The organism is Vibrio owensii (assembly GCF_002021755.1).
In the GTDB taxonomy this organism is placed as follows: Bacteria; Pseudomonadota; Gammaproteobacteria; order Enterobacterales; family Vibrionaceae; genus Vibrio; species Vibrio owensii.
In genome coordinates this window covers 2078642-2102448 of the sequence record NZ_CP019959.1, presented here as the reverse complement: position 1 = coordinate 2102448, position 23807 = coordinate 2078642, and the positions used below count along the sequence as shown (strand labels likewise).

At 46.5% G+C, this 23807-nt stretch carries 21 protein-coding genes; 13 read left to right on the top strand and 8 right to left on the bottom strand.

Going from position 1 to position 23807, the window contains the following annotated elements:
- The first annotated feature begins 91 nt into the window (after window positions 1–91).
- The 4 genes from A9237_RS09540 (at window position 92) to A9237_RS09525 (ending at window position 6912) form a co-directional block, all read left to right on the top strand.
- Window positions 92–2146 (top strand): carboxypeptidase-like regulatory domain-containing protein, encoded by a 2055-nt coding sequence (locus A9237_RS09540; protein ID WP_078608082.1) that lies wholly within the window; start codon window positions 92–94, stop codon window positions 2144–2146.
- A gap of 173 nt (window positions 2147–2319) precedes the next feature.
- On the top strand, window positions 2320–3735 hold the full coding sequence (locus A9237_RS09535) for an SLC13 family permease (protein ID WP_032803123.1): 1416 nt from the start codon (window positions 2320–2322) through the stop codon (window positions 3733–3735).
- Between the two features lie 286 nt (window positions 3736–4021).
- Window positions 4022–5902, top strand: coding sequence for a methyl-accepting chemotaxis protein (locus tag A9237_RS09530; protein WP_078608081.1), 1881 nt, complete (start codon window positions 4022–4024; stop codon window positions 5900–5902).
- 122 nt (window positions 5903–6024) lie between these two features.
- Window positions 6025–6912 (top strand): DMT family transporter, encoded by an 888-nt coding sequence (locus A9237_RS09525; protein ID WP_039840847.1) that lies wholly within the window; start codon window positions 6025–6027, stop codon window positions 6910–6912.
- Window positions 6913–7031: 119 nt separating this feature from the next.
- Here the strand turns inward: A9237_RS09525 and gpmM are convergent, their stop codons facing one another.
- Entirely contained in the window at window positions 7032–8564 is a 1533-nt protein-coding gene (gene gpmM / locus A9237_RS09520; RefSeq protein WP_005440508.1) for a 2,3-bisphosphoglycerate-independent phosphoglycerate mutase, read from the bottom strand.
- Between the two features lie 486 nt (window positions 8565–9050).
- Between gpmM and A9237_RS09515 the strand changes: the two genes are divergently transcribed.
- The 5 genes from A9237_RS09515 (at window position 9051) to A9237_RS09495 (ending at window position 13469) form a co-directional block, all read left to right on the top strand.
- Window positions 9051–9485: a rhodanese-like domain-containing protein gene (locus A9237_RS09515; protein ID WP_005425033.1), complete on the top strand. Its 435-nt coding sequence runs from the start codon at window positions 9051–9053 to the stop codon at window positions 9483–9485.
- 201 nt (window positions 9486–9686) lie between these two features.
- Window positions 9687–10151 carry a protein-export chaperone SecB gene (secB, locus tag A9237_RS09510; RefSeq protein WP_005440506.1) on the top strand — a complete coding sequence of 155 codons (465 nt, stop codon included), beginning with the start codon at window positions 9687–9689 and terminating at the stop codon, window positions 10149–10151.
- Window positions 10152–10356: 205 nt separating this feature from the next.
- Window positions 10357–11394, top strand: a complete 1038-nt coding sequence (gene gpsA, locus A9237_RS09505; RefSeq protein WP_009707847.1) for an NAD(P)H-dependent glycerol-3-phosphate dehydrogenase — start codon at window positions 10357–10359, stop codon at window positions 11392–11394.
- A 78-nt stretch (window positions 11395–11472) separates the two neighbouring features.
- Window positions 11473–12294: a serine O-acetyltransferase gene (gene cysE, locus A9237_RS09500; protein WP_005440502.1), complete on the top strand. Its 822-nt coding sequence runs from the start codon at window positions 11473–11475 to the stop codon at window positions 12292–12294.
- Between the two features lie 26 nt (window positions 12295–12320).
- The gene (locus tag A9237_RS09495; protein ID WP_078608080.1) at window positions 12321–13469 is read left to right on the top strand and encodes a murein hydrolase activator EnvC family protein; all 1149 of its coding nucleotides are present in this window, start codon (window positions 12321–12323) and stop codon (window positions 13467–13469) included.
- 95 nt (window positions 13470–13564) lie between these two features.
- Here the strand turns inward: A9237_RS09495 and A9237_RS09490 are convergent, their stop codons facing one another.
- From A9237_RS09490 to epmA, 4 genes are all read right to left on the bottom strand, one after another.
- Window positions 13565–14521 carry an acetyltransferase gene (locus A9237_RS09490; protein WP_039840844.1) on the bottom strand — a complete coding sequence of 319 codons (957 nt, stop codon included), beginning with the start codon at window positions 14519–14521 and terminating at the stop codon, window positions 13565–13567.
- Window positions 14522–14707: 186 nt separating this feature from the next.
- Window positions 14708–15343, bottom strand: coding sequence for a TetR/AcrR family transcriptional regulator (locus A9237_RS09485; RefSeq protein ID WP_005440488.1), 636 nt, complete (start codon window positions 15341–15343; stop codon window positions 14708–14710).
- Between the two features lie 21 nt (window positions 15344–15364).
- Complete coding sequence (locus tag A9237_RS09480; protein ID WP_078608079.1) at window positions 15365–15739, bottom strand: VanZ family protein; 375 nt, start codon at window positions 15737–15739, stop codon at window positions 15365–15367.
- 9 nt (window positions 15740–15748) lie between these two features.
- The gene (gene epmA, locus A9237_RS09475; protein ID WP_078608078.1) at window positions 15749–16720 is read right to left on the bottom strand and encodes an elongation factor P--(R)-beta-lysine ligase; all 972 of its coding nucleotides are present in this window, start codon (window positions 16718–16720) and stop codon (window positions 15749–15751) included.
- Window positions 16721–17169: 449 nt separating this feature from the next.
- Between epmA and frdA the strand changes: the two genes are divergently transcribed.
- The 4 genes from frdA to frdD are packed head-to-tail and all read left to right on the top strand — an operon-like array spanning window position 17170 to window position 20524.
- Window positions 17170–18990: a fumarate reductase (quinol) flavoprotein subunit gene (gene frdA, locus A9237_RS09470; protein WP_078608077.1), complete on the top strand. Its 1821-nt coding sequence runs from the start codon at window positions 17170–17172 to the stop codon at window positions 18988–18990.
- Window positions 18990–19748, top strand: a complete 759-nt coding sequence (locus A9237_RS09465) for a succinate dehydrogenase/fumarate reductase iron-sulfur subunit (protein ID WP_005440483.1) — start codon at window positions 18990–18992, stop codon at window positions 19746–19748. Before frdA ends, A9237_RS09465 begins: the two co-directional genes overlap by 1 nt.
- Before the next feature lie 2 nt (window positions 19749–19750).
- Window positions 19751–20134 (top strand): fumarate reductase subunit FrdC, encoded by a 384-nt coding sequence (frdC, locus tag A9237_RS09460; protein ID WP_005440480.1) that lies wholly within the window; start codon window positions 19751–19753, stop codon window positions 20132–20134.
- A gap of 12 nt (window positions 20135–20146) precedes the next feature.
- Window positions 20147–20524 (top strand): fumarate reductase subunit FrdD, encoded by a 378-nt coding sequence (gene frdD / locus A9237_RS09455; protein ID WP_005440479.1) that lies wholly within the window; start codon window positions 20147–20149, stop codon window positions 20522–20524.
- Between the two features lie 91 nt (window positions 20525–20615).
- Here frdD and A9237_RS09450 read toward each other — a convergent pair whose 3' ends face one another.
- The 3 genes from A9237_RS09450 to efp all read right to left on the bottom strand — a co-directional run bounded on the left by A9237_RS09450 (window position 20616) and on the right by efp (window position 23786).
- Window positions 20616–21299 carry a nitroreductase family protein gene (locus tag A9237_RS09450; RefSeq protein WP_078608076.1) on the bottom strand — a complete coding sequence of 228 codons (684 nt, stop codon included), beginning with the start codon at window positions 21297–21299 and terminating at the stop codon, window positions 20616–20618.
- Between the two features lie 243 nt (window positions 21300–21542).
- Complete coding sequence (locus tag A9237_RS09445) at window positions 21543–22946, bottom strand: SPFH domain-containing protein (protein WP_041060873.1); 1404 nt, start codon at window positions 22944–22946, stop codon at window positions 21543–21545.
- 273 nt (window positions 22947–23219) lie between these two features.
- Entirely contained in the window at window positions 23220–23786 is a 567-nt protein-coding gene (efp, locus tag A9237_RS09440; protein ID WP_005440472.1) for an elongation factor P, read from the bottom strand.
- Window positions 23787–23807 lie beyond the last annotated feature (21 nt).

Below are 23807 nucleotides of genomic sequence, written 5' to 3'. Positions count from 1 at the left end.
TTTTAGAGTGGTTGCTCTTTTGCTTGGGAAATCAAGCATCAATGGAGCAAAAGCTTCATGACAAGGAAGACACACTAACAAGGAATATAAAATGCGATTAACCAAAGTTGGCTTAGCAGTGATCACTGCTCTTTTGGCGAGTGGTTGTAGCGATGACGACTCGACGTCTTCGGCCGCCACACCCGCGAAACTTAACTTCTCCATCCAAGGTATTGCAACCGATGCCCCTATCGCTAATGCGCTAATAACAGCAAAAATTGGCGATAGAACCGTTACAACGACGGCAAATGAGACAGGAAACTACTCATTAGATTTCGAATATGACGAAGGCTCGCTGGCCGGGACTGAGATGGTTGAAGTAACAGCGAAAGGTGAAGGTCAACAATCACATATCGAACTCATCGGTCAACTGGGCTCTTTTAACATGTTATTAGAGCAAGCAGGAGACGATAACACGCTGCAGCAAGAGGAATCATCCAGAACAGCTATTACCCAAATTAGCACTGCGATGCACTTTTTAAGTCAGCAATCAGGACAAGAGCTTTCCAATGACGAAGCTTTAGTGGCTGCAGAATCGCAAGTCGATGTTGAGGAACTACTGGAAATAAGTGCCATCATCAAAGTTCTGGCTGACAACCCAGATTATACGCCAGAGGAAGAAAGCAGTATTCTGGATATTCTGAGTTCATCAGAAGAAGGGGTCGAAAAGGCGCTTGAAGAGTACTTCGCTAACAATCAACTTTTGGATGAATCAGGCGAGCTTATTCCTGAGTTTTCTAAAGCTATTGAAGAAGCAAAACAACAAACTATCGATGATCCTCTCGTGACTCCAAGCTTTGATGCTGTTGGTCTTGAAGGTACTTACCTTCTGCACAGTTCAGTCGCCAATGGATGGGTTGCGGGGTATGGTGAAGTCATTCGCATTGATGACGAAAACCAAGCCTGGCTAAGTGATTCTCAGACACCTTATCAACTCTCATCAGACAAGGATTCGCACTGGAACCTCACTCCAACAGGAAAGCTCTACATATCTACTTTGAACAGCTCTGAAAGCGTTAGTGTTATGTCTGGAGAAGACATCGTTCAACTGTTCGGAGATGAGGCGAAAGAGGTGTTACCAAGTCTCGATACATGGCTGGAGGTGAAGCAAACACTAAGAGGCATCACTCTAACCAAGTTAACTAAAGGCACTGAAAGCAAAGTCGCGACGACATTCACTTACCAACACATTCTTGATGTTCCGGGCTCAGCATCGTTAACTGCCACCACCGAGGTGGATTCAACCGCAGTGTTGAGTAAAACCAATAACGAAAATGAGATTTGGAAAGAAGCCCCTAGTGGTACATGGGCACTGCCTATCATTGCTGACATGAAAGGAGTCTACGATGAACAGGCACAAGATTACCTAGTTCACCAACAAGTGACGCTAGAAGATAACTCAACTGTTTTAGATTCAGGCGGAGACAATCTAGGAACGTGGCACTTTGAGTCAGGTGAGCTATCGATAAAAGCTTCTGAAGGTTGGGAAGTAACATACTTACCACATCGCTCTGAGGAGGGGTTAATTAGTGCGTTGGTCACGGTAAGTGTCGACAGTAAAGAGCAAAGCACCATCAATTGGTTAGCACCTTTCTCTCAAGAAGAAAGCACTCTTAAAGATGATTTTCTCCAAGAAATGCCTTATGTACTCGGCGCTTGGGTTAACAGTTGGAAGGCCAGCGAGAGTAATGCAGGGTTGCCGGATATCAATACCGTTTATGGTTATACATTTACACAAAGTGGCCAAGCATCCTGGACCTGGACAAGTTATGACGAAGAAGATAACCCGTACTTCATAACGGAATACACTAGCTTCCAACAATGGGCATCACCTGAAGAGCATCAATACGTTCTTAAAGGTACCAGTGACATGTATGGCTACATGAGAGAGCGAGAACGCACATGGACGACAATCAGTACTCTAGAAAATGGACGCCACCTTGTTCTGGAGCAGTCAAACATGCGCCAAGGTTACACCGATGATCAAGAGAGCTTTGAGGAAGGTTACTGGATTTTCCCTCGCATCAATGTACTAAAACCTATTGATCTCTCTACCTATGCAGAGGCTTATCAGCGAAGTAAAGATAAGGGATCTATCCTCGAGTAGATTTTCCTCTTCCCCTAGCCTCCGACGTTATTAATCTTCGGAGGCTTTTTTGACAAAAAGCAAAACTCTGTTCGAAATTTCGCCTCTCTTTTTCAAACTCGTACTTGCCTCTAAGTACCTAAAAGCGCAATCAATTATTCTGCGTTGAGGGATGATTATAAAAGGGGCTGCCAATGCCAAAGATGAGTGCGGACACACTGGTCAAGTTACTTGTGTGTTTTTTGATTCCACTCGGCGTCTTAATGATGCCGATAGATGCCATTCCAATTGACGATCTCACTTTAATTCAGCATCGTCTTCTGGCTATTTTCCTTCTTGCTGCACTACTTTGGGTATTAGAACCGGTTCCCGTCTTCGCTACTTCGATTCTTATCATCGCACTTGAATTGATTATGATATCGGACAAAGGCTTACACCTATTTCGCAATCCACCAGCGGGACATGATTTGGGTGAGTTGATCGCTTACACCGATATTTTTTCCGCCTTCTCCTCTCCCATCATCATCCTTTTCATGGGTGGTTTCGCACTCGCTATTGCTGCCTCTAAATACGAGCTTGATAACAACCTTGCTCGTGTGCTGCTCAAGCCGTTTGGCACTCAACCTAAGTTCATCATGTTAGGCTTAATGCTGATCACCGCCGTGTTCTCGATGTTTATGTCGAACACTGCGACGACCGTTATGATGCTGGCACTCCTTGGTCCCATTGTTGCTTCAGCGCCAAAAGGAGACTTGGGGATCAAAGCGCTGGTTTTGTGTATTCCTATTGCCGCTAATACAGGTGGTATTGCAACGCCAATCGGTACACCACCCAACGCGATTGCCTTGCAATATTTAACCGGAGAAAACAGCATCGATTTCCTATCTTGGATGATGATGGGCTTGCCTTTTGTCTTAGTGCAATTGACGCTGGCTTGGTTCTTATTGCAAAAGCTCTTCCCTTCTAGCGAACCAGAAATGAAGCTGCGTCTGGATGGTAAGTTCAAGAAGAGCTGGCGTGCGATCGTTGTTTACGTCACCTTCGCCATGACCATTCTGCTGTGGATGACAACCAAAGTGCATGGCATGAATACCTATGTCGTCGCCATTATTCCACTCGCTGTATTCACGCTAACAGGCATCATGGGTAAAGAAGAGCTCAAGCTTATCAACTGGGATGTGCTGTGGCTGGTAGCCGGTGGTATCGCCATTGGTATTGCGCTAGATAAAACCGGCTTGGCAGAAGCACTCGCTCACGCAATAGATTATGAGTCCCTGTCTCCATTTGCGGTGGTCGTTGCCCTATCGGTCGTGTGTTGGCTAATGGCAAACTTTATGTCCAACACCGCCACCGCGAACTTGTTGATGCCGATTGCAGCAGCGATTGGAGCTTCTATGCCGAGCCTGGTTGCTATCGGTGGCTTGCAAGGTTTGTTGGTTGTGGTCGCCTTCTCGGCATCGCTAGGTATGATTTTACCAGTCTCTACACCACCTAACTCACTCGCTTACTCAACAGGCTTAATTGAAAGCAAAGACATGGCAAAAGTCGGGTTGATTATCGGCTTGGTTGGCCTGTTCATCGTCTATGGCGCTGTGATTATCTTGTTCTAACACACTAACTTCGGGGTGGTTCACGCCACCCCAGACTCTTTCCTTCCAGCACTTTCAACCCATAGCGATATTTACGAAATCTATATCGATTTTCGAATCCAAAAAAATCACTTTTATAATCAACATATTGAATAAAAATCACGCTATTTATCTCAAGTTTCTACGTAAAACGTCGATAAATTAGCTACAGCCTTTCATGTAACTTTCAGTGCTTGAATCGTCTCACACCCTTTGAAGTCACGGCTCGTGACATTGATCTTTTTGTCTGTTTTATGAAGGTAAGGCAATGAGAAATACCATCAAACTTAAAATACAGATTGCGATTGCAGTCATTATCGCCATTGTTAGTGGCGTTCAAGCTTGGGTTTCCGTAAATCAACTGCGCGAAGAAACCACTTCTACCCTGAATCGAGAAATTCAAAACATCTCTCAATCGACCAACCGTTATATCAGCGATTGGCTGGCGATTCGCAGTGACATGATGCTCGCGAATGAAAACATCATCGCTGGCAGTGACGATGCCGATCGCGAGATGCTACTGACAAAGCGAGCCGGTAAGTTTTTATCGGTCTACGCTGGCTTCTCTGACGGCTCGATTGCCTATGGTGATAAGTCTGAATCTTGGCCTTCTGACTATGATCCTCGCACTCGTCCTTGGTATCAAGATGCGATGGCGAAATCGGGGTTGATCATCACAGAGCCATACCAAGACTTCGATGGCAGCATTGTGGTTAGCTTTGCTAAGGCATTCAATCAAGGTAAAAAAGGTGTACTTGCCGCTGACTTAGCAGTAACAGACATCATCAAAGAAGTCCTTAACATTCAGCTTGATAACGATGGCTTTGCGTTCCTAGTTGATGGCAACAATAACTTGGTGGCTTACAAAGATGAAAAGCTTAGCCAAAAACCGCTAACAGAACTCAACCCAGCCTTAACTCATAGCACGATGATGACGCTGGCCGGTGATGCGAAACTAGACACCATTCAATGGCCGAGCCAAGGCGACAAGCTGATTTACGTGGCTAAAGTGCCGAACACCGATTGGTCTTTAGGTATTGTGCAAGACAAACAAATGGCGTTTGCTTCTGTCTCTGAGCAGGTGACGTTTACGGCTATCGCTTCTATCGTGCTGTACCTGATTATTGCGGCAATCAGTACTTACATCATCACTCGCCTACTGCAGCCACTTCAAACGCTGTCTGATGCGCTTTCAGAGTTATCACAGGGCGAAGGCGACCTTACTCAACGCATCAAGATCGAGCGCATGGATGAGATTGGTGAACTTGCCACTCACGTGAACCAGTTCCTTGCTCAAATGCAGACCATGTTGAAGAGTATTGTTGAAAACAGTGAGCAACTTTCGGAACAAGCTAATCAAGCAAACGAGCTATCTGCGATGGCTGCAGGTCGTGTTGAACATCAGCAAAATGACGTCAACCAAATTGCTACTGCTATTCATGAGATGTCAGCAACCGCTGCTGAGGTAGCAAGTCATGCAGAGCTAACAGCAAGCGCTTCGCAAAACTCCGCATCTGCTTGCATGGAAGGGCAAAACGTCATCCAGAAAAACCGTGAAGCGATTGTCGAGCTGGCTGAACAAGTCAGTGATGCTGCCAGCGTGATTTCAGAGCTAGAAGCAAACACGCAAAGCATCAACCAAATCCTATCGACGATCCAAGGCATTGCTGAGCAAACCAACTTGTTAGCACTTAACGCAGCAATTGAAGCGGCTCGTGCTGGTGAGCAAGGTCGTGGTTTTGCCGTGGTTGCTGATGAGGTACGCGTACTTAGCCAGCGCACTCATGGTTCAACGGAAGAAATCCGCACCATGATCGAAACATTGCAAAACAACACCAAGCTGGCAGTCAATAGCATGCAAACCAGCACCAGTTTGGCAGACACCAGTGTGGATTATGCTCAGCAGGCGCACGACAGCTTAACCAGCATCACCAACTCGATCACTGAGATCAACGACATGGCGATGCAAATCGCAAGCGCTGCAGAAGAGCAACGCGCGGTAAGCGAAGACATCAGCCGCAACACACAAGGCATTAAAGACGATGCCGACATGATTGCCGAACAATCGCTTAAAAGCAGTGAAGGCGCACGCCAGATGTACGATACCGCCAATACCATGCGTGAGAACATCAGTCGCTTTAAAGTGTAACCTTCTTCATCAAAAGCAGCTCAACGAGCTGCTTTTTTATTAGCGATAAGATGCTCTTTTACATCTCTATAAATTGATGCATATTAGACCCTTACCCTGCTCTACAAGGATGTCTCGCAATCATGGGTTATGAATGGCTGGCGCTGTGTGCCGCTTTCCTATGGGCTGTTTCTAGCTTAATTTCTGTTGTTCCCGCTCAACATCTCGGTGCGTTTGCCTATAGCCGTTGGCGTATGGGCTGTACCGCAGTAATCCTCTCCACAATGGCGTGGATAACGGGTGGCTGGCTGAGTGTCTCGGCGGAACACATTACGCCGATGATGGCATCCGGTTTGATTGGTATCTTTATTGGCGATACCGCATTATTCGCTTGTTTGAACCGCATGGGGCCACGCCAAGCAGGTTTACTGTTTTCTTGTCACGCCGTTTTCTCTGCCATTTTAGGTTACTTCCTATTTAGCGAAAGCATGACGGGTATGGAGTTGATTGGTGCAGCCCTAGTTTTTAGCGGTGTCGTAATGGCGATTTTCTACGGCCGACGCGGGCAAACCAGCAATGCGCTAGAGGAGATCAAAGGTAACGTTTGGATTGGCGTCGGGCTCGGTTTAACTGCCGCTATGTGCCAGGCTCTGGGCGGCATCATCGCTAAACCTGTCATGCAAACCAGTGTCGATCCTGTCGCCGCTTCCGCGATTCGTATGATCAGTGCTTTCGTCGCACATTGCGCACTTTGGTTAATTGGCGCAAAAGTCGCTCGCGCGACTCAAACCATCACATGGAAAGTTTTTGGCATTACCGCATTAAATGGCTTTTTGGCCATGGCGGTGGGTATGACGTTGATTCTCTATGCCCTGCGTGAGGGTAATGTCGGGATGGTGGCTCTGCTTTCTTCAACAACACCAATCATGTTGCTGCCATTGTTGTGGGTTTACACCAAGAAACGTCCGAATCGATTCGCTTGGTTTGGCGCAGCACTGGCGGTCATAGGCACTGGCATCCTAGTGCAATAGATCAGGTTCAATTAGAACCTGTTGAGCTTCGTAACTCACCGCCTTACCAAACACAGAATCGCAGATACAAAAAAGCCCGAGTCAAACTCGGGCTTTTATCATTCTGAATCGTCAGTTAATTACTTAACTAGCACTTCACCAGACATTTCCGCAGGGATTTCTAGACCTGCTAGAGAAAGCATTGTTGGCGCAAGGTCAGACAGTTTACCGCCTTCTTTGAACTCAACCGCTTTGTCACCTACGTAGATTAGAGGTACTGGTAGGTTAGTGTGAGCAGTGTGGATGCCGCCAGTTTCAGGGTCGATCATCATTTCTGCGTTACCGTGGTCTGCCGTGATCAACAGTTGACCGCCAACTTCTTTGATTGCTTCAACCACTTTACCAACGCTTTCGTCTAGTGCTTCGATAGCTTGCTCAGCCGCTTCGTAAACACCAGTGTGACCAACCATATCTGCGTTCGGGTAGTTACAGATGATAGTGTCGTACTTACCAGACTTGATAGCCTCAACCATCTTCTCTGTTAGCTCTGGAGAGCTCATTTCTGGCTGCATGTCGTAAGTTGCTACTTTTGGAGAAGCAACAAGTTGACGCTCTTCGCCTTCGAATTCGTTCTCAATACCACCGTTGAAGAAGAACGTTACGTGCGCGTATTTCTCTGTTTCAGAGATACGTAGCTGAGTTTGACCTTGCTTAGATAGCCACTCACCGTAAGTGTTTTCTAGAGACGCAGGTGGGAATGCGATAGCTAGAGGGATGTCAGCTGCGTATTGAGTCAGCATCACGAAGTTGATTGCTGGGAATACAGCGCGCTCGAAGCCGTCAAATGCAGGAACGAATGCACGAGTAATTTGACGTGCACGGTCAGCACGGTAGTTCATGAAGATAACCGCATCGCCATCTTGCATGATTGCGTCTTCTTGACCTTCCGCTTTGATAGCTGTTGCTTTAACGAATTCGTCGTTTTCCTCACGAGCGTAAGCCGCTTCTAGACCTGCAACTGCCGTTTCTGCTGTGAACTCAGCTTTAGCTTGAGTTAGAAGATCGTAAGCAACTTGAACGCGATCCCAGTTGTTGTCACGGTCCATTGCGTAGTAACGACCCACTAGAGAAGCAACACGACCTTTACCTAGTTTCGCAAATAGGTCTTGGAAACGTTGTAGTGAGTTTTCAGCACTACGTGGTGGCGTGTCACGGCCGTCTAGGAAGCAGTGTAGGTAGATTTTCTCAGCGCCACGAGCTGCTGCCATTTCAACCGCTGCGTAGATGTGATCTTCGTGAGAGTGAACACCACCAGGAGACATAAGACCCATGATGTGTACAGCTTTCTCAGCTTTTACTGCAGAGTCGATAGCTTCAACTAGTGCTGCTGTTTCAGCGAATTCACCGTCAGCGATAGACTTAGTGATACGAGTTAGATCTTGGTATACAACGCGACCTGCACCGATGTTGGTGTGACCAACTTCTGAGTTACCCATTTGACCGTCAGGTAGACCAACGTCCATGCCTGAAGCAGAGATTAGAGTGTTAGGGTTGTTCGCAATTAGTGCATCCATTACTGGTGTTTTAGCATTTGCAATTGCGTTACTTGCTGTGTCTTCACGGTAACCGTAACCGTCAAGGATAACTAGAGCCAATGGCTTCTTAGCAGACATAGTGATGACCTCATCAAATTTAAGTAACTTTCGGTGTAGAGCTTCGCTGCTCTATCTAACCTTGAAACAAAACTAGCGTAATTTTACTACACTTTTTAACCAAAACTGTAGGTTAAGATCAAATAATGTTTGCGATTTATTGTTGCTATCTTACAAGTTAGCAAGCAATCCGACTCAGTCAGCAAACGTGTTCCACAAGCATAGTCACTTTCAAGACGCTTTGTACGACCACCGAAATACTTTGGTGAAAAACTTTTTGTTGTGACCCATTGTGCGCTTTTTCGACCAGAAGTGAAGTCAATTACGCCGATTGAATTGATAGGAGGAAGTGATAATAAGATTGCATGAATAGCGCATCAGAAAAGCCTTGGGGTAAGCGCGTAGATCTCAATTATTCGTTAGAAAATTTTAACCCTCTCGCCTAAGACGGCTAACCCCGCTATACTCCTGCTTTATTTTTCCGCCAACATTGCAAGAGCTCAAGACATGCAAGAGTACATTGATTTTTTCCAACAGAACATGATTCTATCTTTGGTTTGGGTAGGTCTTCTTGTCGCATTTATCATGAACCTCGTGAAATCCGCGACGGCCGCATACAAAGAGATTAACGTAAACCAATTGACTCACCTTATGAACCGTGAAAACGGCGTTGTGGTGGATATCCGCTCTAAAGATGAGTTCAAACAAGGTCATATCACCGACGCACTTCACATTTTGCCGTCTGATATCAAAGCAGGTAACTTTGGTAGCCTTGAAAACCGTAAATCAGACCCAATCATTGTGGTATGCAAAACGGGTCAAACCGCTCAAGAAAGTGCAAACCTACTAGCTAAAGCAGGCTTCGAAAACGTAAGCCTACTGAAAAACGGTTTGATTGCATGGAACGAAGCGAACCTTCCACTAGTACGTGGTAAAAAATAAGGTCGCGGTAAAACAATTTTGCCAGCCTCGTTTATATAAACTGAGCAAATAGAAAGCAGTTGAAGCACTAAGTTGTGATGCTTTGCACGTAATAAGCGCTTCATCTAGTCAAGGTAGATTTGCTCAGTTAGTCTCAGGACAAACCATATTTCTGGGTTTAGATAATCCTAGACCCAACAAATGTTTATTAAGGATTTAAAAATGGCTGAAGCAGCACCACAAGACGCACAACAAAACTTTGCAATTCAACGCATCTTCCTAAAAGACGTTTCTTTCGAAGCGCCTAACTCTCCAGTAATCTTCCAAAAAGAGTGGAACCCAGACGTTAAACTAGACCTAGACACTCAAAGCCGTGAGCTTGGTGAAGGTGTTTACGAAGTAATTCTACGTCTAACTGTTACTGTTAAGAACGAAGAAGAGACTGCGTTCCTATGTGAAGTTCAACAAGGTGGTATCTTCACTGCTGAGCAAATGGAAGCAGGTCAACTTGCACATTGCCTAGGCGCATTCTGCCCGAACATCCTATTCCCATACGCTCGTGAAACTATCTCAAGCCTAGTGGTTAAAGGTACGTTCCCTCAACTGAACCTAGCGCCAGTTAACTTCGACGCGCTATTCATGAACTACCTACAACAGCAAGCTCAACAAGGCGAAGCTGAAGCGTAATTCACGTTTTGTAAGTGACGTGTTGCCCTTCATAGAGAATGAGCACACGTCATATACCTGAAGAAAATGCACAAAGCGTCCTCTCAGCGATGCAATGTGCATTTTTTATTTCTGATAAAAGTTCCTAGTTCCTAACCCCTTGAGAGCGTAAACTCTAGCGATTATGAACTAGATTCTACTAGTAGAAAGACAATTAGGCGGTAGCATGACACAAGCAAATACAAACAATGCTTACGGTAAAGACATCGCAATGACTGTGATCGGTGCTGGCTCATACGGCACTTCTTTGGCAATCTCCCTTGCTCGTAACGGCGCGAACGTCATCCTTTGGGGTCACGAGCCAGAGCACATGGCACGCCTTGAAGCAGACCGTGCCAACCACGAATTCCTACCTGGTATTGATTTCCCAGAGAGCTTGATCATTGAATCGGATTTAGAAAAAGCCGTTCAAGCAAGCCGTGACTTGTTAGTTGTGGTTCCTAGCCACGTTTTCGGCATCGTACTAAAAAGCTGTCAGCCTTTCCTACGTGAAGATTCTCGTATCTGTTGGGCAACCAAAGGTCTTGAGCCAGAAACCGGTCGCCTACTAAAAGAAGTGGCGTTCGACATCATCGGTGACAGCTATTCGCTAGCGGTACTGTCTGGCCCTACGTTTGCTAAAGAGCTTGCTATGGGTATGCCTACTGCCATCTCTGTTGCCTCTCCAGACGCAGACTTCGTTGCTGACCTGCAAGAGAAGATTCACTGCAGCAAAACTTTCCGTGTCTACGCAAACAACGACTTTATCGGCATGCAACTTGGTGGTGCGGTGAAGAACGTTATCGCGATTGGCGCAGGTATGTCTGATGGTATCGGCTTTGGTGCCAATGCTCGTACCGCACTGATTACACGTGGTTTGGCAGAAATGAGCCGTCTTGGCGCAGCTCTGGGCGCACAACCAGAAACCTTTATGGGTATGGCTGGCTTGGGCGACCTCGTTTTGACTTGTACCGATAACCAATCGCGTAACCGTCGTTTTGGTTTGGCACTAGGTCAAGGTAAAGACGTCGACACTGCGCAAGAAGAAATCGGTCAAGTAGTTGAAGGCTACCGCAACACCAAAGAAGTTTGGATGCTTTCTCAGCGCATGGGCGTAGAGATGCCAATTGTTGACCAAATTTATCAAGTATTGTATCAAGGAAAAGATGCACGCCTGGCAGCGCAAGATTTACTTGCTCGTGACAAAAAAGCCGAAGGAAAGTAGCACCCTACCTCCCTTTGCACCTCATCTGAGAAGAATAGAAGTTGTCGGGTCACGGAAGAACCACTCAGGATATTGAGAATGAAACACTGCGAAAAACAAAAAGTCTGGAACAAAATCGTTTCAGAAGCCCGTGAGATGTCAGAGCAAGAGCCTATGCTGGCGAGCTTTTATCATGCGACCATTATTAAGCATGACAGCTTGTGTGCCGCATTGAGCTATATTCTGGCCAACAAATTAAACACTGCATCGATGCCTGCTATGGCAGTGCGTGAAGTGGTTGAAGAGGCATTTGCTGCCGATCCTACTATCACGGACGGCGCAGCTTGTGATATTTGTGCCACGGTTAATCGCGACCCTGCGGTTTCTATGTACTCAATGCCATTATTGTACTTAAAGGGCTACCATGCTCTGCAAGGCTACCGAGTAGCAAACTGGTTGTGGAAGCAAGGTCGTCACGCTCTTGCGACATATCTACAAAATCAGATTTCTGTGGCGTGTCAGGTCGATATTCACCCTGCAGCGCGCATCGGTAGTGGTATCATGCTCGACCATGCAACTGGCATCGTGATTGGTGAAACAGCTGTCGTAGAAAACGACGTGTCTATTTTGCAGGACGTCACCCTTGGTGGTACCGGCAAAGAATGCGGTGACCGTCACCCGAAAATTCGCGAAGGCGTAATGATCGGCGCAGGTGCAAAGATTCTTGGCAATATTGAAGTCGGTCAAGGGGCGAAAATCGGCTCTTGTTCTGTGGTATTGCAAGCAGTGCCCCCCCACACAACTGTGGCTGGTGTGCCTGCAAAAATCGTTGGTCGTCCGAAAACGGACAAACCTTCTCTCGATATGGATCAAGGCTTTAATGGCAAATCGCAAAGCTTTATCCATGGAGATGGTATTTAATCGTCATCTGATCCTTTGACAATAATGTGGTAGGTAACTCTCAAGTGCGAAAACAAAATCACCCAGTGCTACGCTCGGCTATTTTATTAACTTGTGCTTTATCTGCCACATATCCCCTCACCTCTTCCGCTGCCAGTGAGCAAGAGTTAAAAGGCGTTTCTAGCGAAATCAGCCGTCAGCGTAAATCGCTCACTTCTCAAGAAAAACAACTTAACGATCTGCAAAAGTCGCTTAAAGACCAAGAGCTTGGTATCTCGAAACTAGAAAGAGAAATTAAGCAAACTAAGGCGGAATTAGCGCAAGCCGATCAGAACATTAATAAGTTGGAAGAGAAAATTGCACTGCAAGAAGGCCAGCGCCAAGCGCAAGAGGAAGAGCTAAAGCAGCTCATTCAAACCTACTACGTGACGGAACGCGCCAAAGCCAATGGACATCTACTCAATGAAGGGGTTGAAGAGGATCGCATCAGTCAATATTTCCAGCACTTAGCGAAAGCACGTGCGGAGGTTATTGATGCCATTACTAAAACCACTCAAGAGTTGGCGCACAATAAAAACCAACTTGAGTTGGAAAAAGAACAGATAGAAACCTTGCTTAAACAGCAGTCGGAAAAGCGCTCGTCATTGGCAAGCACGCAATCGAAACGTAAAGGCACGCTAAGCAAGATTCAGAAAAGCATCAAAGACGACAAACGTTACCTTTCAGAATTGCAACGCAACGAAACCCGCCTAAAAGCGGAGATCGCGAAAGCCGCGAAACGTAACGCAGTACCGATGGATGGTATCGCGAAACAACGTGGCAAACTGCCTTGGCCACTCAAAGGCCGAGTCCTGCATAACTTCGGAACCAGACAGACTGGCCAAGTAAACTGGAAAGGCATGGTGCTTTCAGCAAGCTACGGTCAACAAGTCAAAGCCGTTTACCCAGGTACCGTTGTATTCGCCGAATACTTGCGTGGTTATGGTCTAGTCGTTCTGCTCGACCATGGTAAAGGTGACATGACGCTCTACGGTTACAACCAAGCATTGACCAAGAAAGAAGGCGATAAGGTAACAGCCGGTGAAGTGATTGCCCTTGCGGGTGATACCGGTGGTCAAGACAGACCTTCACTATACTTCGAAATTCGCCGTAACAGTGAAGCGCAAAACCCGAAATCTTGGTTAAAGCGTATGTAGTTGTCGTTGGTAACCCCAGTTCAAAACAGCGCTATCAACAAATAAAAACAAAGGAGCCACTCGGCTCCTTTGTTGTATGTCTATTTTGGAAAATGCTATGCGTAGTAGGTTTCAACCGCATCAATAAAGGCACTAACATCATCTTTGCTTAGCGCATTGATACCCGCCGCAGCCTCTCGACCACCACCTGTAGGGAACTGTCCACACACCGCCACGGCACCTTGCTTGTTATTCAGTGGCGCGCGAAGAGAAACCGTGTAAGTACCGTCTGCATTTTCAGTTAACACCGCATGCGCAGAGTCTGGGGTTTGGTTTGCAAGCCAGTTGCCATAAACACCACTAATTCGACGTGATGCTGCATTGTTTGGCAGTTCAAATAGCTTGAGCTTCGCACTTTCGTGAGTAGCAGGAACCGCCTGCGCCGCATCCATATCTTGTTGATAAGCCGATTGCAATTGGTAGTAAGGTGACGCTTTATCTGCAATCGCATCGAATGGTGAAACGTATTGCTTCAACGCTTGGTACAAGTCCGCTGGGTGAAAATGAAGGTCGTCTACTTTAGAGCCATAGCCGTTGTAGTTGATTAATGTGCCAAGCTCTTTTAGCTGTGCTTTCTGCTCTTGATTAAGTCCGGCTTTGTCCGCCAATGCATCCGCTTTAGCGATCAAGTTATCGCCATAAGCAGCGGTAATCGCCCATGTATGAAAACGGCCATCAAGCAGTTTATCGACAATCAATGCAGTACACATGTTGGCATCGAGATCGATGTGCGCGTCCAAATTCCCGTGCTGAGGAATCTCGCCCGCTTTGTGGTGATCGGCGTAGAAGACATGCGCGCCTTGAGCCAAAGCTTGCTCTAGACCTACCATGTTCTTTTCCATTGAAATGTCCAACACTGTCAGCTCATCGCCGGCTTGCACACCCACTTTTTCCACCAGTTTGATGTCGCGCTTTACGCCTGTCACCAACTCAGCGTTGATGGGATCCGCTAAGCGCAATTGCAGCAATGCAATGATGCCGTCGGCATCGCCATTAAAAATGTCGTAATTCATTGAACGATAGTTCCTTTATCGAGAATCATCTTCCACTAGAAAGTATGGAAGAGCATGAGTTCTATTGTGCGAAATGAGCACAGCAAGTCAACTCAAGGAAGGAGTTGAAAATGAGAGCTGCGCTCTAAACCTTAAGCGTTGAGCCATACTCTCATTTTCTGAAATGAATAAGGAGGGAAAATAGTATTAACTGTGCAGACGACTCACTGCTTCTTCAAGCAAAAGCAACTGTTCCATGCCCTGCTCGGTCGCCACGGGTTTCACCACGTTAAGCATCTGCAACATGCCTTGTTTCACCATTAGCTCGGTAATATCGGTCTTTGATGACATCGCCGATTGGTAAGCTAACCAACTACACGCAATAAGGTGCAGCGTGCAAACTAGTGATTTCAACTGCTCTTGGTCGACATTCAACAACTTCAGCGACACAAACTCTTGCATGATCGCAATCAAGTTGGCTTGCAGCTTCTCTTGAACATCAATGTATTCATCATGCAGTTGCTCATCTCGAGAAAGGATTTCTGGCAGGTTCGCGTAGAAAAAACGGTACTTCCACATCAAAGTGAAGATTGAATCGAGGTAGCTTTTCAGCATGGTCAGGCTCTCTTGAGAACCTTGAATTGGAGTAAAGCGTTCTAGCAGTTCCGCAGAGTAAAGCGCGAAAATCTCACGCACGATTTCTTGTTTGTTGCGGAAGTGGTAGTAAAGATTGCCTGGGCTAATTTCAATATGGTCAGCAATGTGGTTGGTTGTGATATTGCGCTCACCATGTTGGTTAAACAACTCCAGTGCGGCATAAACGATTTTGTCGCGCGTTTTCATGGTTATCGTATTCCCTCTTCATTATCGAATCGAGTATAGCGACTTCACCAACCTAGGTCGATAGAGGCTCCAAATACGGTAACATAGCAGACCAGTTAGAATGCCAATCGAGTTCGCAATCAAGTCGTGCCATGAGGTTTGGCGCCCCACATAACCTTGTAAAACTTCAATCACAGCGCTGAATAACAGAATGCTCAGAGCCACCATCCAACGCTGACGCCAGCTTGCGACACAGAAACAGCCCAAGAAGCCAAAACCACTGTACGCCATCGCGTGCTGCATCTTATCTAAGTACGCAATATCCCCCCAATCTTGCAACTCTCCAGAGCTCAAAGATAGGTAAGCAATTAATGTCGCGTAACTCAGTAGCACCAAACGTGCAGCGGTCAGGTTCATCGTCAATCCTTAAGCAATTGGGAATGGGAAAGCAGTCACTTGGTCAATATGGTCACAACCAAGAGCCAACATAATCAAGCGATCAACGCCGAGCGCCACGCCTGCACAATCTGGCAAGCCTGCTTCTAACGCGCCAATCAGATGATAATCGATCGGCTGTGACTTCAAACCCATTTCAAGACGCTTAGCGTTATCTTGTTCAAAGCGCGCCAATTGCTCTTTCGGGTTATCTAGCTCGTGGAAACCGTTCGCTAACTCAATACCTTTGAAGTACACCTCAAAGCGATCAGCAACGCGATTGTCTTGTGGATTAATCTTCGCTAATGCGGCTTGCGATGCAGGGAAGTCATAAACAAATGCAGGCACTTGCTGGCCAATCTTAGCTTCGACACCAATACTGAAAAGTAGTTGCAGCAAGGTATCGCGATCCTCCTCAGGCTCAGCAATATCACTTAGCCCTAGCTTAGCCGCGACCACTTTTAGCTCTTGCATAGAGCCTTCTAATGGGCACACGCCAAGCACGTCAATAAAGGCTTGCTGGTAAGTCATTCGTTCAGCAGCGCCGCACTTCAATACCAGTTGCAGCAGATCGTCCATTTCGTCCATCAGCTTGTGGTGATCAAAGCCGATGCGGTACCACTCCAACATGGTGAATTCAGGATTGTGGTGACGACCATTCTCTTCATTACGAAACGCTTTGTTGATTTGGTAGATACAACCACTGCCTGCCGCTAGTAAGCGCTTCATATGGAATTCAGGGCTAGTCATAAAAAACAGCTTGCTGCCATCGGCATAACCTGGGCCAACAAACTCGGTCTGGAAAGTATGCAAATGAATGTCGGTCACAGTGGCGTGACTCATGGCTGGCGTGTCGACTTCCATCACCTGTCGCTCGGCAAAGAATTGACGAATAGCGGTGATCAACGCGGCACGTTGACGAAGTTGTTCCATAGAAGCAGTAGGTTGCCAGGTCGTTTGCATAACAAGACTCTCAATACATAAGTGAGCGAGGAAAATAGCAATTTTGTCACGCTTTGCCTAGCTCGGCGAGGGGGGATTCATCTTAATTGTATTGGTCTAAATACGAATAAAACTCGATCAGAATTGAAGCAAGCATTCCACGTTCTACAGTACAAAAAACACTCACAACTTACCCTATTATCAATGAGGGTAATGTCGTGCAACACCTGTGTAACATTGAGCAGCTTTACGTTTATCCTTCAACTGTTTCGTGCCGTGATAGCAGTCACATAACCTAGAATTTCTATGCTCTCGTGTGCATTACCGGAGAAAAAACCCAAATACATCAATTTTTCTGCCATAAGGCTCCCCTACACTAACCCTACTACTTTTGAGGGATAGCCTAAAAACGGTGCCCTCACACTCACAATAACAAGCGGATTTCCGCAATCACACACTGGAGGATAACTGTGCAAACTATCACCACAGATATCGCAGTCATCGGCGCAGGCGGCGCTGGTCTTCGTACTGCTATTGCAGCGGCTGAAGCAAACCCGGACTTAGAAGTAGCGCTTATTTCTAAAGTTTACCCAATGCGCTCCCATACGGTTGCTGCAGAAGGTGGCTCAGCAGCAGTTATCAAGGATGAAGATAGCTTAGACAACCACTTCAACGACACTGTTGGCGGTGGTGACTGGCTATGTGAACAGGACGTTGTTGAATACTTTGTAGAGAACGCGACTCGCGAAATGATCCAAATGGAGCAATGGGGTTGCCCATGGAGTCGTAAAGAGAACGGTGAAGTCAACGTACGCCGCTTTGGTGGTATGAAGGTTGAACGTACTTGGTTCGCTGCAGATAAAACTGGCTTCCACATGCTTCACACGCTATTCCAGACGTCGATGAAGTACGACAACATCAAGCGCTTTGATGAGTACTTTGTTGTCGACTTGCTTGTTGATGAAGGTGAAGTACAAGGTCTGATTGCAATCCACATGTCTGAAGGTGAACTAGTTACGATTAAAGCGAAGTCTGTCGTACTAGCAACAGGTGGCGCAGGTCGCGTTTACCACTGTAACACCAACGGCGGTATCGTAACGGGCGACGGCATGGCGATGGCTTACCGTCACGGCGTTCCTCTACGTGATATGGAATTCGTTCAGTACCACCCAACAGGTCTTCCTGGCACGGGTATCCTGATGACTGAAGGTTGTCGTGGTGAAGGCGGTATCATCGTCAATAAAGACGGCTACCGTTACCTACAAGACTACGGCATGGGCCCAGAGACTCCAGTGGGTCAACCTAAAAACAAATACATGGAACTGGGTCCACGTGACAAAGTTTCTCAAGCTTTCTGGCACGAACAACAGAAAGGCAACACCATCAAACACCCTCTTGGCGATGTGGTGCATCTAGACCTTCGCCACCTAGGTGAAGAGTACCTACAAGAGCGTCTACCGTTCATCTGTGAGCTAGCGAAAGCTTACGTGAACGTTGACCCTGCAAAAGAGCCAATTCCAATTCGTCCAACGGTTCACTACACCATGGGTGGTATTGAAACCAACGGCGAATGTGAGACTCGCATTAAAGGTCTATTCGCGGTTGGCGAATGTGCGTCTGTTGGTCTTCACGGTGCAAACCGTCTAGGTTCTAACTCGCTGGCTGAGTTCGTAGTATTCGGTCGCGTTGCGGGTGAACAAGCGGTGAAACGCGCGGCAGAATTCAAAGGTTGGAACGAAGAGTCTATCGCGACTCAAGTGAAAGCTGTAGAAGATCGCATTGCTGCTCTAATGAGCCAAGAAGGCGAAGAAAACTGGGCAGATATCCGTACTGAAATGGGTCACACCATGGAAGCGGGTTGTGGTATCTACCGCCAAGAAGATTTGATGCAAGCAACGATTGAGAAGATCACTGAGCTGAAAGCTCGTTACAAGAAAATCAGCATCAAAGATAAAGGTAAAGTGTTCAACACTGACCTTCTATACGCTATCGAAGTGGGTTATGGCCTAGAAGTCGCAGAAGCGATGGTTCACTCTGCTATCCTACGTAAAGAATCTCGTGGTGCGCACCAACGTCTAGACGACGGTTGTACAGAGCGTGACGACGTGAACTTCCTGAAACACTCGCTTGCTTTCTTCAAAGAAGATGCAGCACCAAGCATCGACTACAGCAACGTGAAGATCACTAAATCTCAGCCTAAAGCGCGCCTATACGGTGAAGCGGCAGAGAAAGCTGCAGCAGCTGAAAAAGCCGCTGAAGCAGAAGCGAAGAGCGCAGAGGAGCAAGCATAATGTCAGCAAACCGCATTCAAAAAGTAGACATTCTGCGTTACGACCCTGAGAAGGACGCGGAACCATACACGCAAACATTCGAAGTTCCATTTGATGAAACCATGTCTGTACTTGATGCACTTGGCTACATCAAAGATCACCTAGATAAAGATCTGTCTTACCGTTGGTCTTGTCGTATGGCGATCTGTGGTTCTTGCGGCATCATGGTAAACAACGTGCCTAAGCTTGCTTGTAAGAGCTTCCTACGTGATTACCCGAATGGCGTAACTATCGAACCTCTAGCAAACTTCCCAATCGAGAAAGACTTGATCGTGGACATGACACCGTTCATCGAGCGCCTAGAAGCGATCAAACCTTACATCATTGGTAACGACCGCAAACCAGAAGACGGCACAAACCTACAAACACCAGAGCAAATGGCGAAATACAAGCAGTTTGCTGGCTGTATCAACTGTGGTCTTTGCTACGCAGCCTGTCCTCAGTTCGGTTTGAACCCTGAGTTCATTGGTCCTGCAGCACTGACTCTGGCACACCGTTACAACCTAGACAGCCGTGACAACGGTAAAGATGAGCGTATGAAGCTGATCAATGGTGAAAACGGCGCTTGGGGTTGTACATTCGTAGGTTACTGTTCTGAAGTTTGTCCGAAGAACGTTGACCCAGCAGCGGCAGTAAACCAAGGCAAAGTGGAGTCTTCTATGGACTTCGTGATTGCGATGTTGAAACCTGATGGTTCACCAAAGAAAGTGGAGGCATAAGGATGAGCAACCGTAAACCTTACGTTCGTGAAATAAAACGCACATGGTGGAAGAACCATCCTTTCTATCGCTTCTACATGGTACGTGAAGCAACGGTACTTCCTCTGATTCTATTCACTATCTTCCTGACTTTCGGTCTAGGTTCATTAGTGAAAGGCCCAGAAGCTTGGCAAGGTTGGTTGGAATTCATGGCAAACCCTATCGTGGTAGCGATCAACATCGTTGCGCTGCTAGGTAGCCTATTCCACGCACAAACTTTCTTCAGCATGATGCCACAGGTAATGCCAATTCGTCTGAAAGGCAAACCAGTGGATAAGAAGATCATCGTTCTGACTCAGTGGGCAGCGGTAGCGTTCATCTCACTGATCGTTCTCATCGTGATGTAAGGAGCTTGAGTAATGAAACCGAATTATAGTGTTAATACAGCACCGAAACGTTCTGATGAGCCAATCTGGTGGGGTCTATTTGGTGCCGGTGGTACTTGGTTTGCGATGATCACGCCAATCACGGTACTCGTACTGGGCATCCTAGTTCCACTAGGTGTGATTGATGCAGAAGCAATGAGCTACGAGCGCGTATCTGAATTCGCGACTAGCATCATTGGCGCACTGTTTATCATCGGTACGCTAGCATTGCCAATGTGGCATGCAATGCACCGTGTACACCACGGCATGCACGACCTTAAATTCCACACAGGTGTGGTAGGTAAAATTGCATGTTACGCGTTTGCAGGTCTTATCTCTGCACTAGCCGTTATCTTTATCTTCATGATTTAAGAGACCGACGGAAATGAAAAAAGCTGGCACCTCGCCAGCTTTTTTATTGCCTGCTATTTGTGTTTATCGTCAATGCTATTCGTTTCAGGCACTATTCAATAAAGGTCGCGATTTCATCCAACGACTTTTTGTGCATCGCATGCTCTGGAATGGTCGCATCTTCTTCCGGATAACCGGTCACAATCAACATGTACGGACGGTCAACATCGTTGTCTCGCCCACAAATCTTGCTCAAGAAACTCATCGGCTTTGGCGTGTGCGTCAAGGTACCCAAACCGGCGTTATGTAATGCTTGAAGCAAAAAGCCCGTCGCAATCCCGACTGACTCGTGCACGTAATAGTTGGTTTGTTCCCCATCGTTGCTCATACCGCCTTTCTTTTGCGAAAACACCGCGATCAGCCACGGCGCTTTTTCCAAATACGGCTTACTGGCATTCGTGCCAAGTGGCTTCAGTGCATCTAACCATTCTTGCCCTGCTCGACCTTCATAGAAAGAACGTTCTAGTTCTTCAGCGGCTTGACGGATCTGCCCTTTCACTTCTGCACTGTTAATCGCAACAAAATGCCAAGGTTGATGGTTTGCCCCACTAGGTGCCGTACCCGCTGCTCGAATGCAGTGCTCAATGACTTCTTTCGCTACTGGGCGATCAGAGAAACTTCGAATCGAATGACGGCGCTGAAGTTGCTCAAAGTTGTGTACAGCTCTTGCTGCCATTTCTTGCGGAGGGTATTCGACATAATCATTGAGTGGATGGTGTTGCTCTTGAGTCGACATAGTGCTTCCTTGCGCTTGTTGGGTGTTGATTCACTATAGCCACAAATTTCGCCCTCGCCTTTTTATCTTCATAAAATCAATGTGATATTGAGATAAAGCGCAAATATTCAGCCGTATTTCACCAACAAAAAAGAGAGGCTGATAACACGTATCAGCCTCTGCATTACTCTGATTTGTACAGCTACCAGAGCTTTCGGTCACCCATGATCTTTTTGCTTTTTTAGCTTTTGACCACCCATGATCTTATTGCTGTGTGACCTTCTTGGTTTGGTCCATTAAGCCCAACGCACCAAAGCCAGTAATCACATCGAGGTTAGTTTTCAGACCCGTTTCGTCACCACCACCGATGTAGTTTTGTGGCATCTGCACTTGGAAGTTTTGCAGGTTGTTGTACAACGAGTTCGCCACATCTCGGTTCAACTCTGCCAAGTACACTTCTCGGTTTGCACCCAGTGCTGCGTACTTCGCTTTCAAGACTTCCGCTTCTGCACGGCCTTTTTCAAGAATCGCTTTTGCTTCAAATTCCGCTGATAGAGCATTGGCTTTTTGAATCGCTAGGTTCGCTTCTGCAATCGCTAACTCTTTCTCTTTTTCCACCTCAGCCAGTCGCTTGGTTTTCTCAACCTCGACGATTTCACGCTCCGCAATTTGACGTGCAACTTCGACTTCTTTTTGCTGAGCGATGATCGCAAGCTCTTTACTACGTTGAGCATCTTGTACTTCACGGGTACGTTGAATCTCTTTACGTAACTGCTCAGTCTCTGCTTGTGCTTTCGAGGTCTCTTGCTCCTGAATCGCACGGATACGGTCTGCTACTAAGCGCTTTTTATCTGCCAGCAATTGATCAAGTTGTTTCTCTGGTTGCGGGTCACCGATGGTAACCTGCGTCACTTGAATACCGTATTGCTGTAGAGGGTTATCCTGTCGGATTGGTTGGCCTGTGTTGTCCACTACCGGCACCGTCTTCCAAACCAGTTGGTTAGTACGTTGCAGCTGGTTCGCGTTCGACTGATTCGCACCAACCGGAGCTAGGTCTAGCTCTTCCACTTCTACCTGACGACGCTCAGTCAGATAAATACCTTCACGCAGTTGGTCACCCAATTTGGATTTGAACTGGTTCAAGCCGCCTTGGAAAAACTCTTCACCTGTGTATTGAGTCGCGGTAATCACTGTCACGTTACGTGCGTTCTTCACCAACAATGCATCAATTAGGTTACTGTTGTTGCGGAACTCTTTATGCATCTTCTTAACCGCTTCAGGGTCATTACTCAGTTTGAAGCGGAATGTCACTGGGATCTGACCAATGTAGGTATCGGCAAAGCGAACCTGAATCGCATCAAGGCGTTGATAAAAATCTTCGCCCTTGCTGTTACCAAATGACACGGTGATCACTTGGTCATACTTGGTAATCTTGGACAGAAACGGCATACGAAAGTGAATGCCCGGCTCTGTGAATACGTCCAATTCACCAGTGATGTTGTTCTGATGCACATAGCTGTAACCCGCATCGGTCATCAGCACTGAGCTGTTAATCGTTAAGCCTATTGCCAGCAGCGGAATACCAAATACGGCTGCTTTCAATCCTTTATGTAGTAACTGACGTCTCTCTTCCACCTTTAAACCTCGTCCTAAGCCTCTGCTTTCCATTTTGTTCTCCTTTTTGGATTGTCATTGAGTTAAATCGATAAAAATCAAATTGCTATGCAACTCGCTGACAACGAGGACTAATGTATCAAATTGTTACATTAAGAAATAATCGAAAGATTCATGAAATAAATAAGATTTTTGCGAATAATACAAAATCATCAGAAATTTGCGGAAGATATCGATGTTTTACACAGAGGCATCAAAGAGAGGAAAATGACAGGCAATAAAAAAGGCCGCCGAAGCGACCTTTTCAATCAGAAAGTCTAAGGTGAATTACTTCACACGACCTACGTATTCACCAGTACGAGTGTCAACTTTGATCACTTCGCCGATTGCGATGAATAGTGGTACACGTACTACAGCGCCAGTTGATAGTGTTGCTGGCTTACCACCTGTACCTTGAGTATCACCTTTCAGACCTGGATCTGTGTCAGTAACTTCTAGTTCAACGAAGTTTGGTGGAGTAACAGTAATTGGGTTACCGTTCCAAAGCGTGATCATACAAGTGTTGTTTTCTACCAACCACTTAGCGTTTTCACCAACCGCTTTCAAGTCAGCAGCGATCTGCTCGAAAGTTTCGTTGTTCATAAAGTGGTAGAATTCGCCGTCTGAATATAGATAATCTAGGTCGATATCCATTACGTCTGCCACTTCACAAGTGTCACCAGACTTGAATGTTTTCTCTAGCACTTTACCAGAAAGAAGTTTACGAATTTTAACGCGGTTGAACGCTTGGCCTTTACCTGGTTTAACGTATTCGTTTTCCAGAATTACACAAGGCTCGTTATCAAGCATTAACTTAAGGCCGCCTTTAAATTCATTGGTGCTAACTGTAGCCATTTTTTCCTCTTACATTCTTAG

Coding starts and splice junctions, on each gene's coding strand:
- A9237_RS09490 (WP_039840844.1), bottom strand. CDS start 14,521: ATGAATTACGACATTTTTAATGGCGATGCCGACGGCATCATTGCATTG.
- A9237_RS09540 (WP_078608082.1), top strand. CDS start 92: ATGCGATTAACCAAAGTTGGCTTAGCAGTGATCACTGCTCTTTTGGCG.
- epmA (WP_078608078.1), bottom strand. CDS start 16,720: ATGCAAACGACCTGGCAACCTACTGCTTCTATGGAACAACTTCGTCAA.
- A9237_RS09525 (WP_039840847.1), top strand. CDS start 6,025: ATGGGTTATGAATGGCTGGCGCTGTGTGCCGCTTTCCTATGGGCTGTT.
- frdC (WP_005440480.1), top strand. CDS start 19,751: ATGAGCAACCGTAAACCTTACGTTCGTGAAATAAAACGCACATGGTGG.
- frdD (WP_005440479.1), top strand. CDS start 20,147: ATGAAACCGAATTATAGTGTTAATACAGCACCGAAACGTTCTGATGAG.
- A9237_RS09465 (WP_005440483.1), top strand. CDS start 18,990: ATGTCAGCAAACCGCATTCAAAAAGTAGACATTCTGCGTTACGACCCT.
- secB (WP_005440506.1), top strand. CDS start 9,687: ATGGCTGAAGCAGCACCACAAGACGCACAACAAAACTTTGCAATTCAA.
- gpmM (WP_005440508.1), bottom strand. CDS start 8,564: ATGTCTGCTAAGAAGCCATTGGCTCTAGTTATCCTTGACGGTTACGGT.
- A9237_RS09530 (WP_078608081.1), top strand. CDS start 4,022: ATGAGAAATACCATCAAACTTAAAATACAGATTGCGATTGCAGTCATT.
- A9237_RS09480 (WP_078608079.1), bottom strand. CDS start 15,739: ATGAACCTGACCGCTGCACGTTTGGTGCTACTGAGTTACGCGACATTA.
- gpsA (WP_009707847.1), top strand. CDS start 10,357: ATGACACAAGCAAATACAAACAATGCTTACGGTAAAGACATCGCAATG.
- A9237_RS09445 (WP_041060873.1), bottom strand. CDS start 22,946: ATGGAAAGCAGAGGCTTAGGACGAGGTTTAAAGGTGGAAGAGAGACGT.
- efp (WP_005440472.1), bottom strand. CDS start 23,786: ATGGCTACAGTTAGCACCAATGAATTTAAAGGCGGCCTTAAGTTAATG.
- A9237_RS09535 (WP_032803123.1), top strand. CDS start 2,320: ATGCCAAAGATGAGTGCGGACACACTGGTCAAGTTACTTGTGTGTTTT.
- A9237_RS09485 (WP_005440488.1), bottom strand. CDS start 15,343: ATGAAAACGCGCGACAAAATCGTTTATGCCGCACTGGAGTTGTTTAAC.
- A9237_RS09450 (WP_078608076.1), bottom strand. CDS start 21,299: ATGTCGACTCAAGAGCAACACCATCCACTCAATGATTATGTCGAATAC.
- cysE (WP_005440502.1), top strand. CDS start 11,473: ATGAAACACTGCGAAAAACAAAAAGTCTGGAACAAAATCGTTTCAGAA.
- A9237_RS09515 (WP_005425033.1), top strand. CDS start 9,051: ATGCAAGAGTACATTGATTTTTTCCAACAGAACATGATTCTATCTTTG.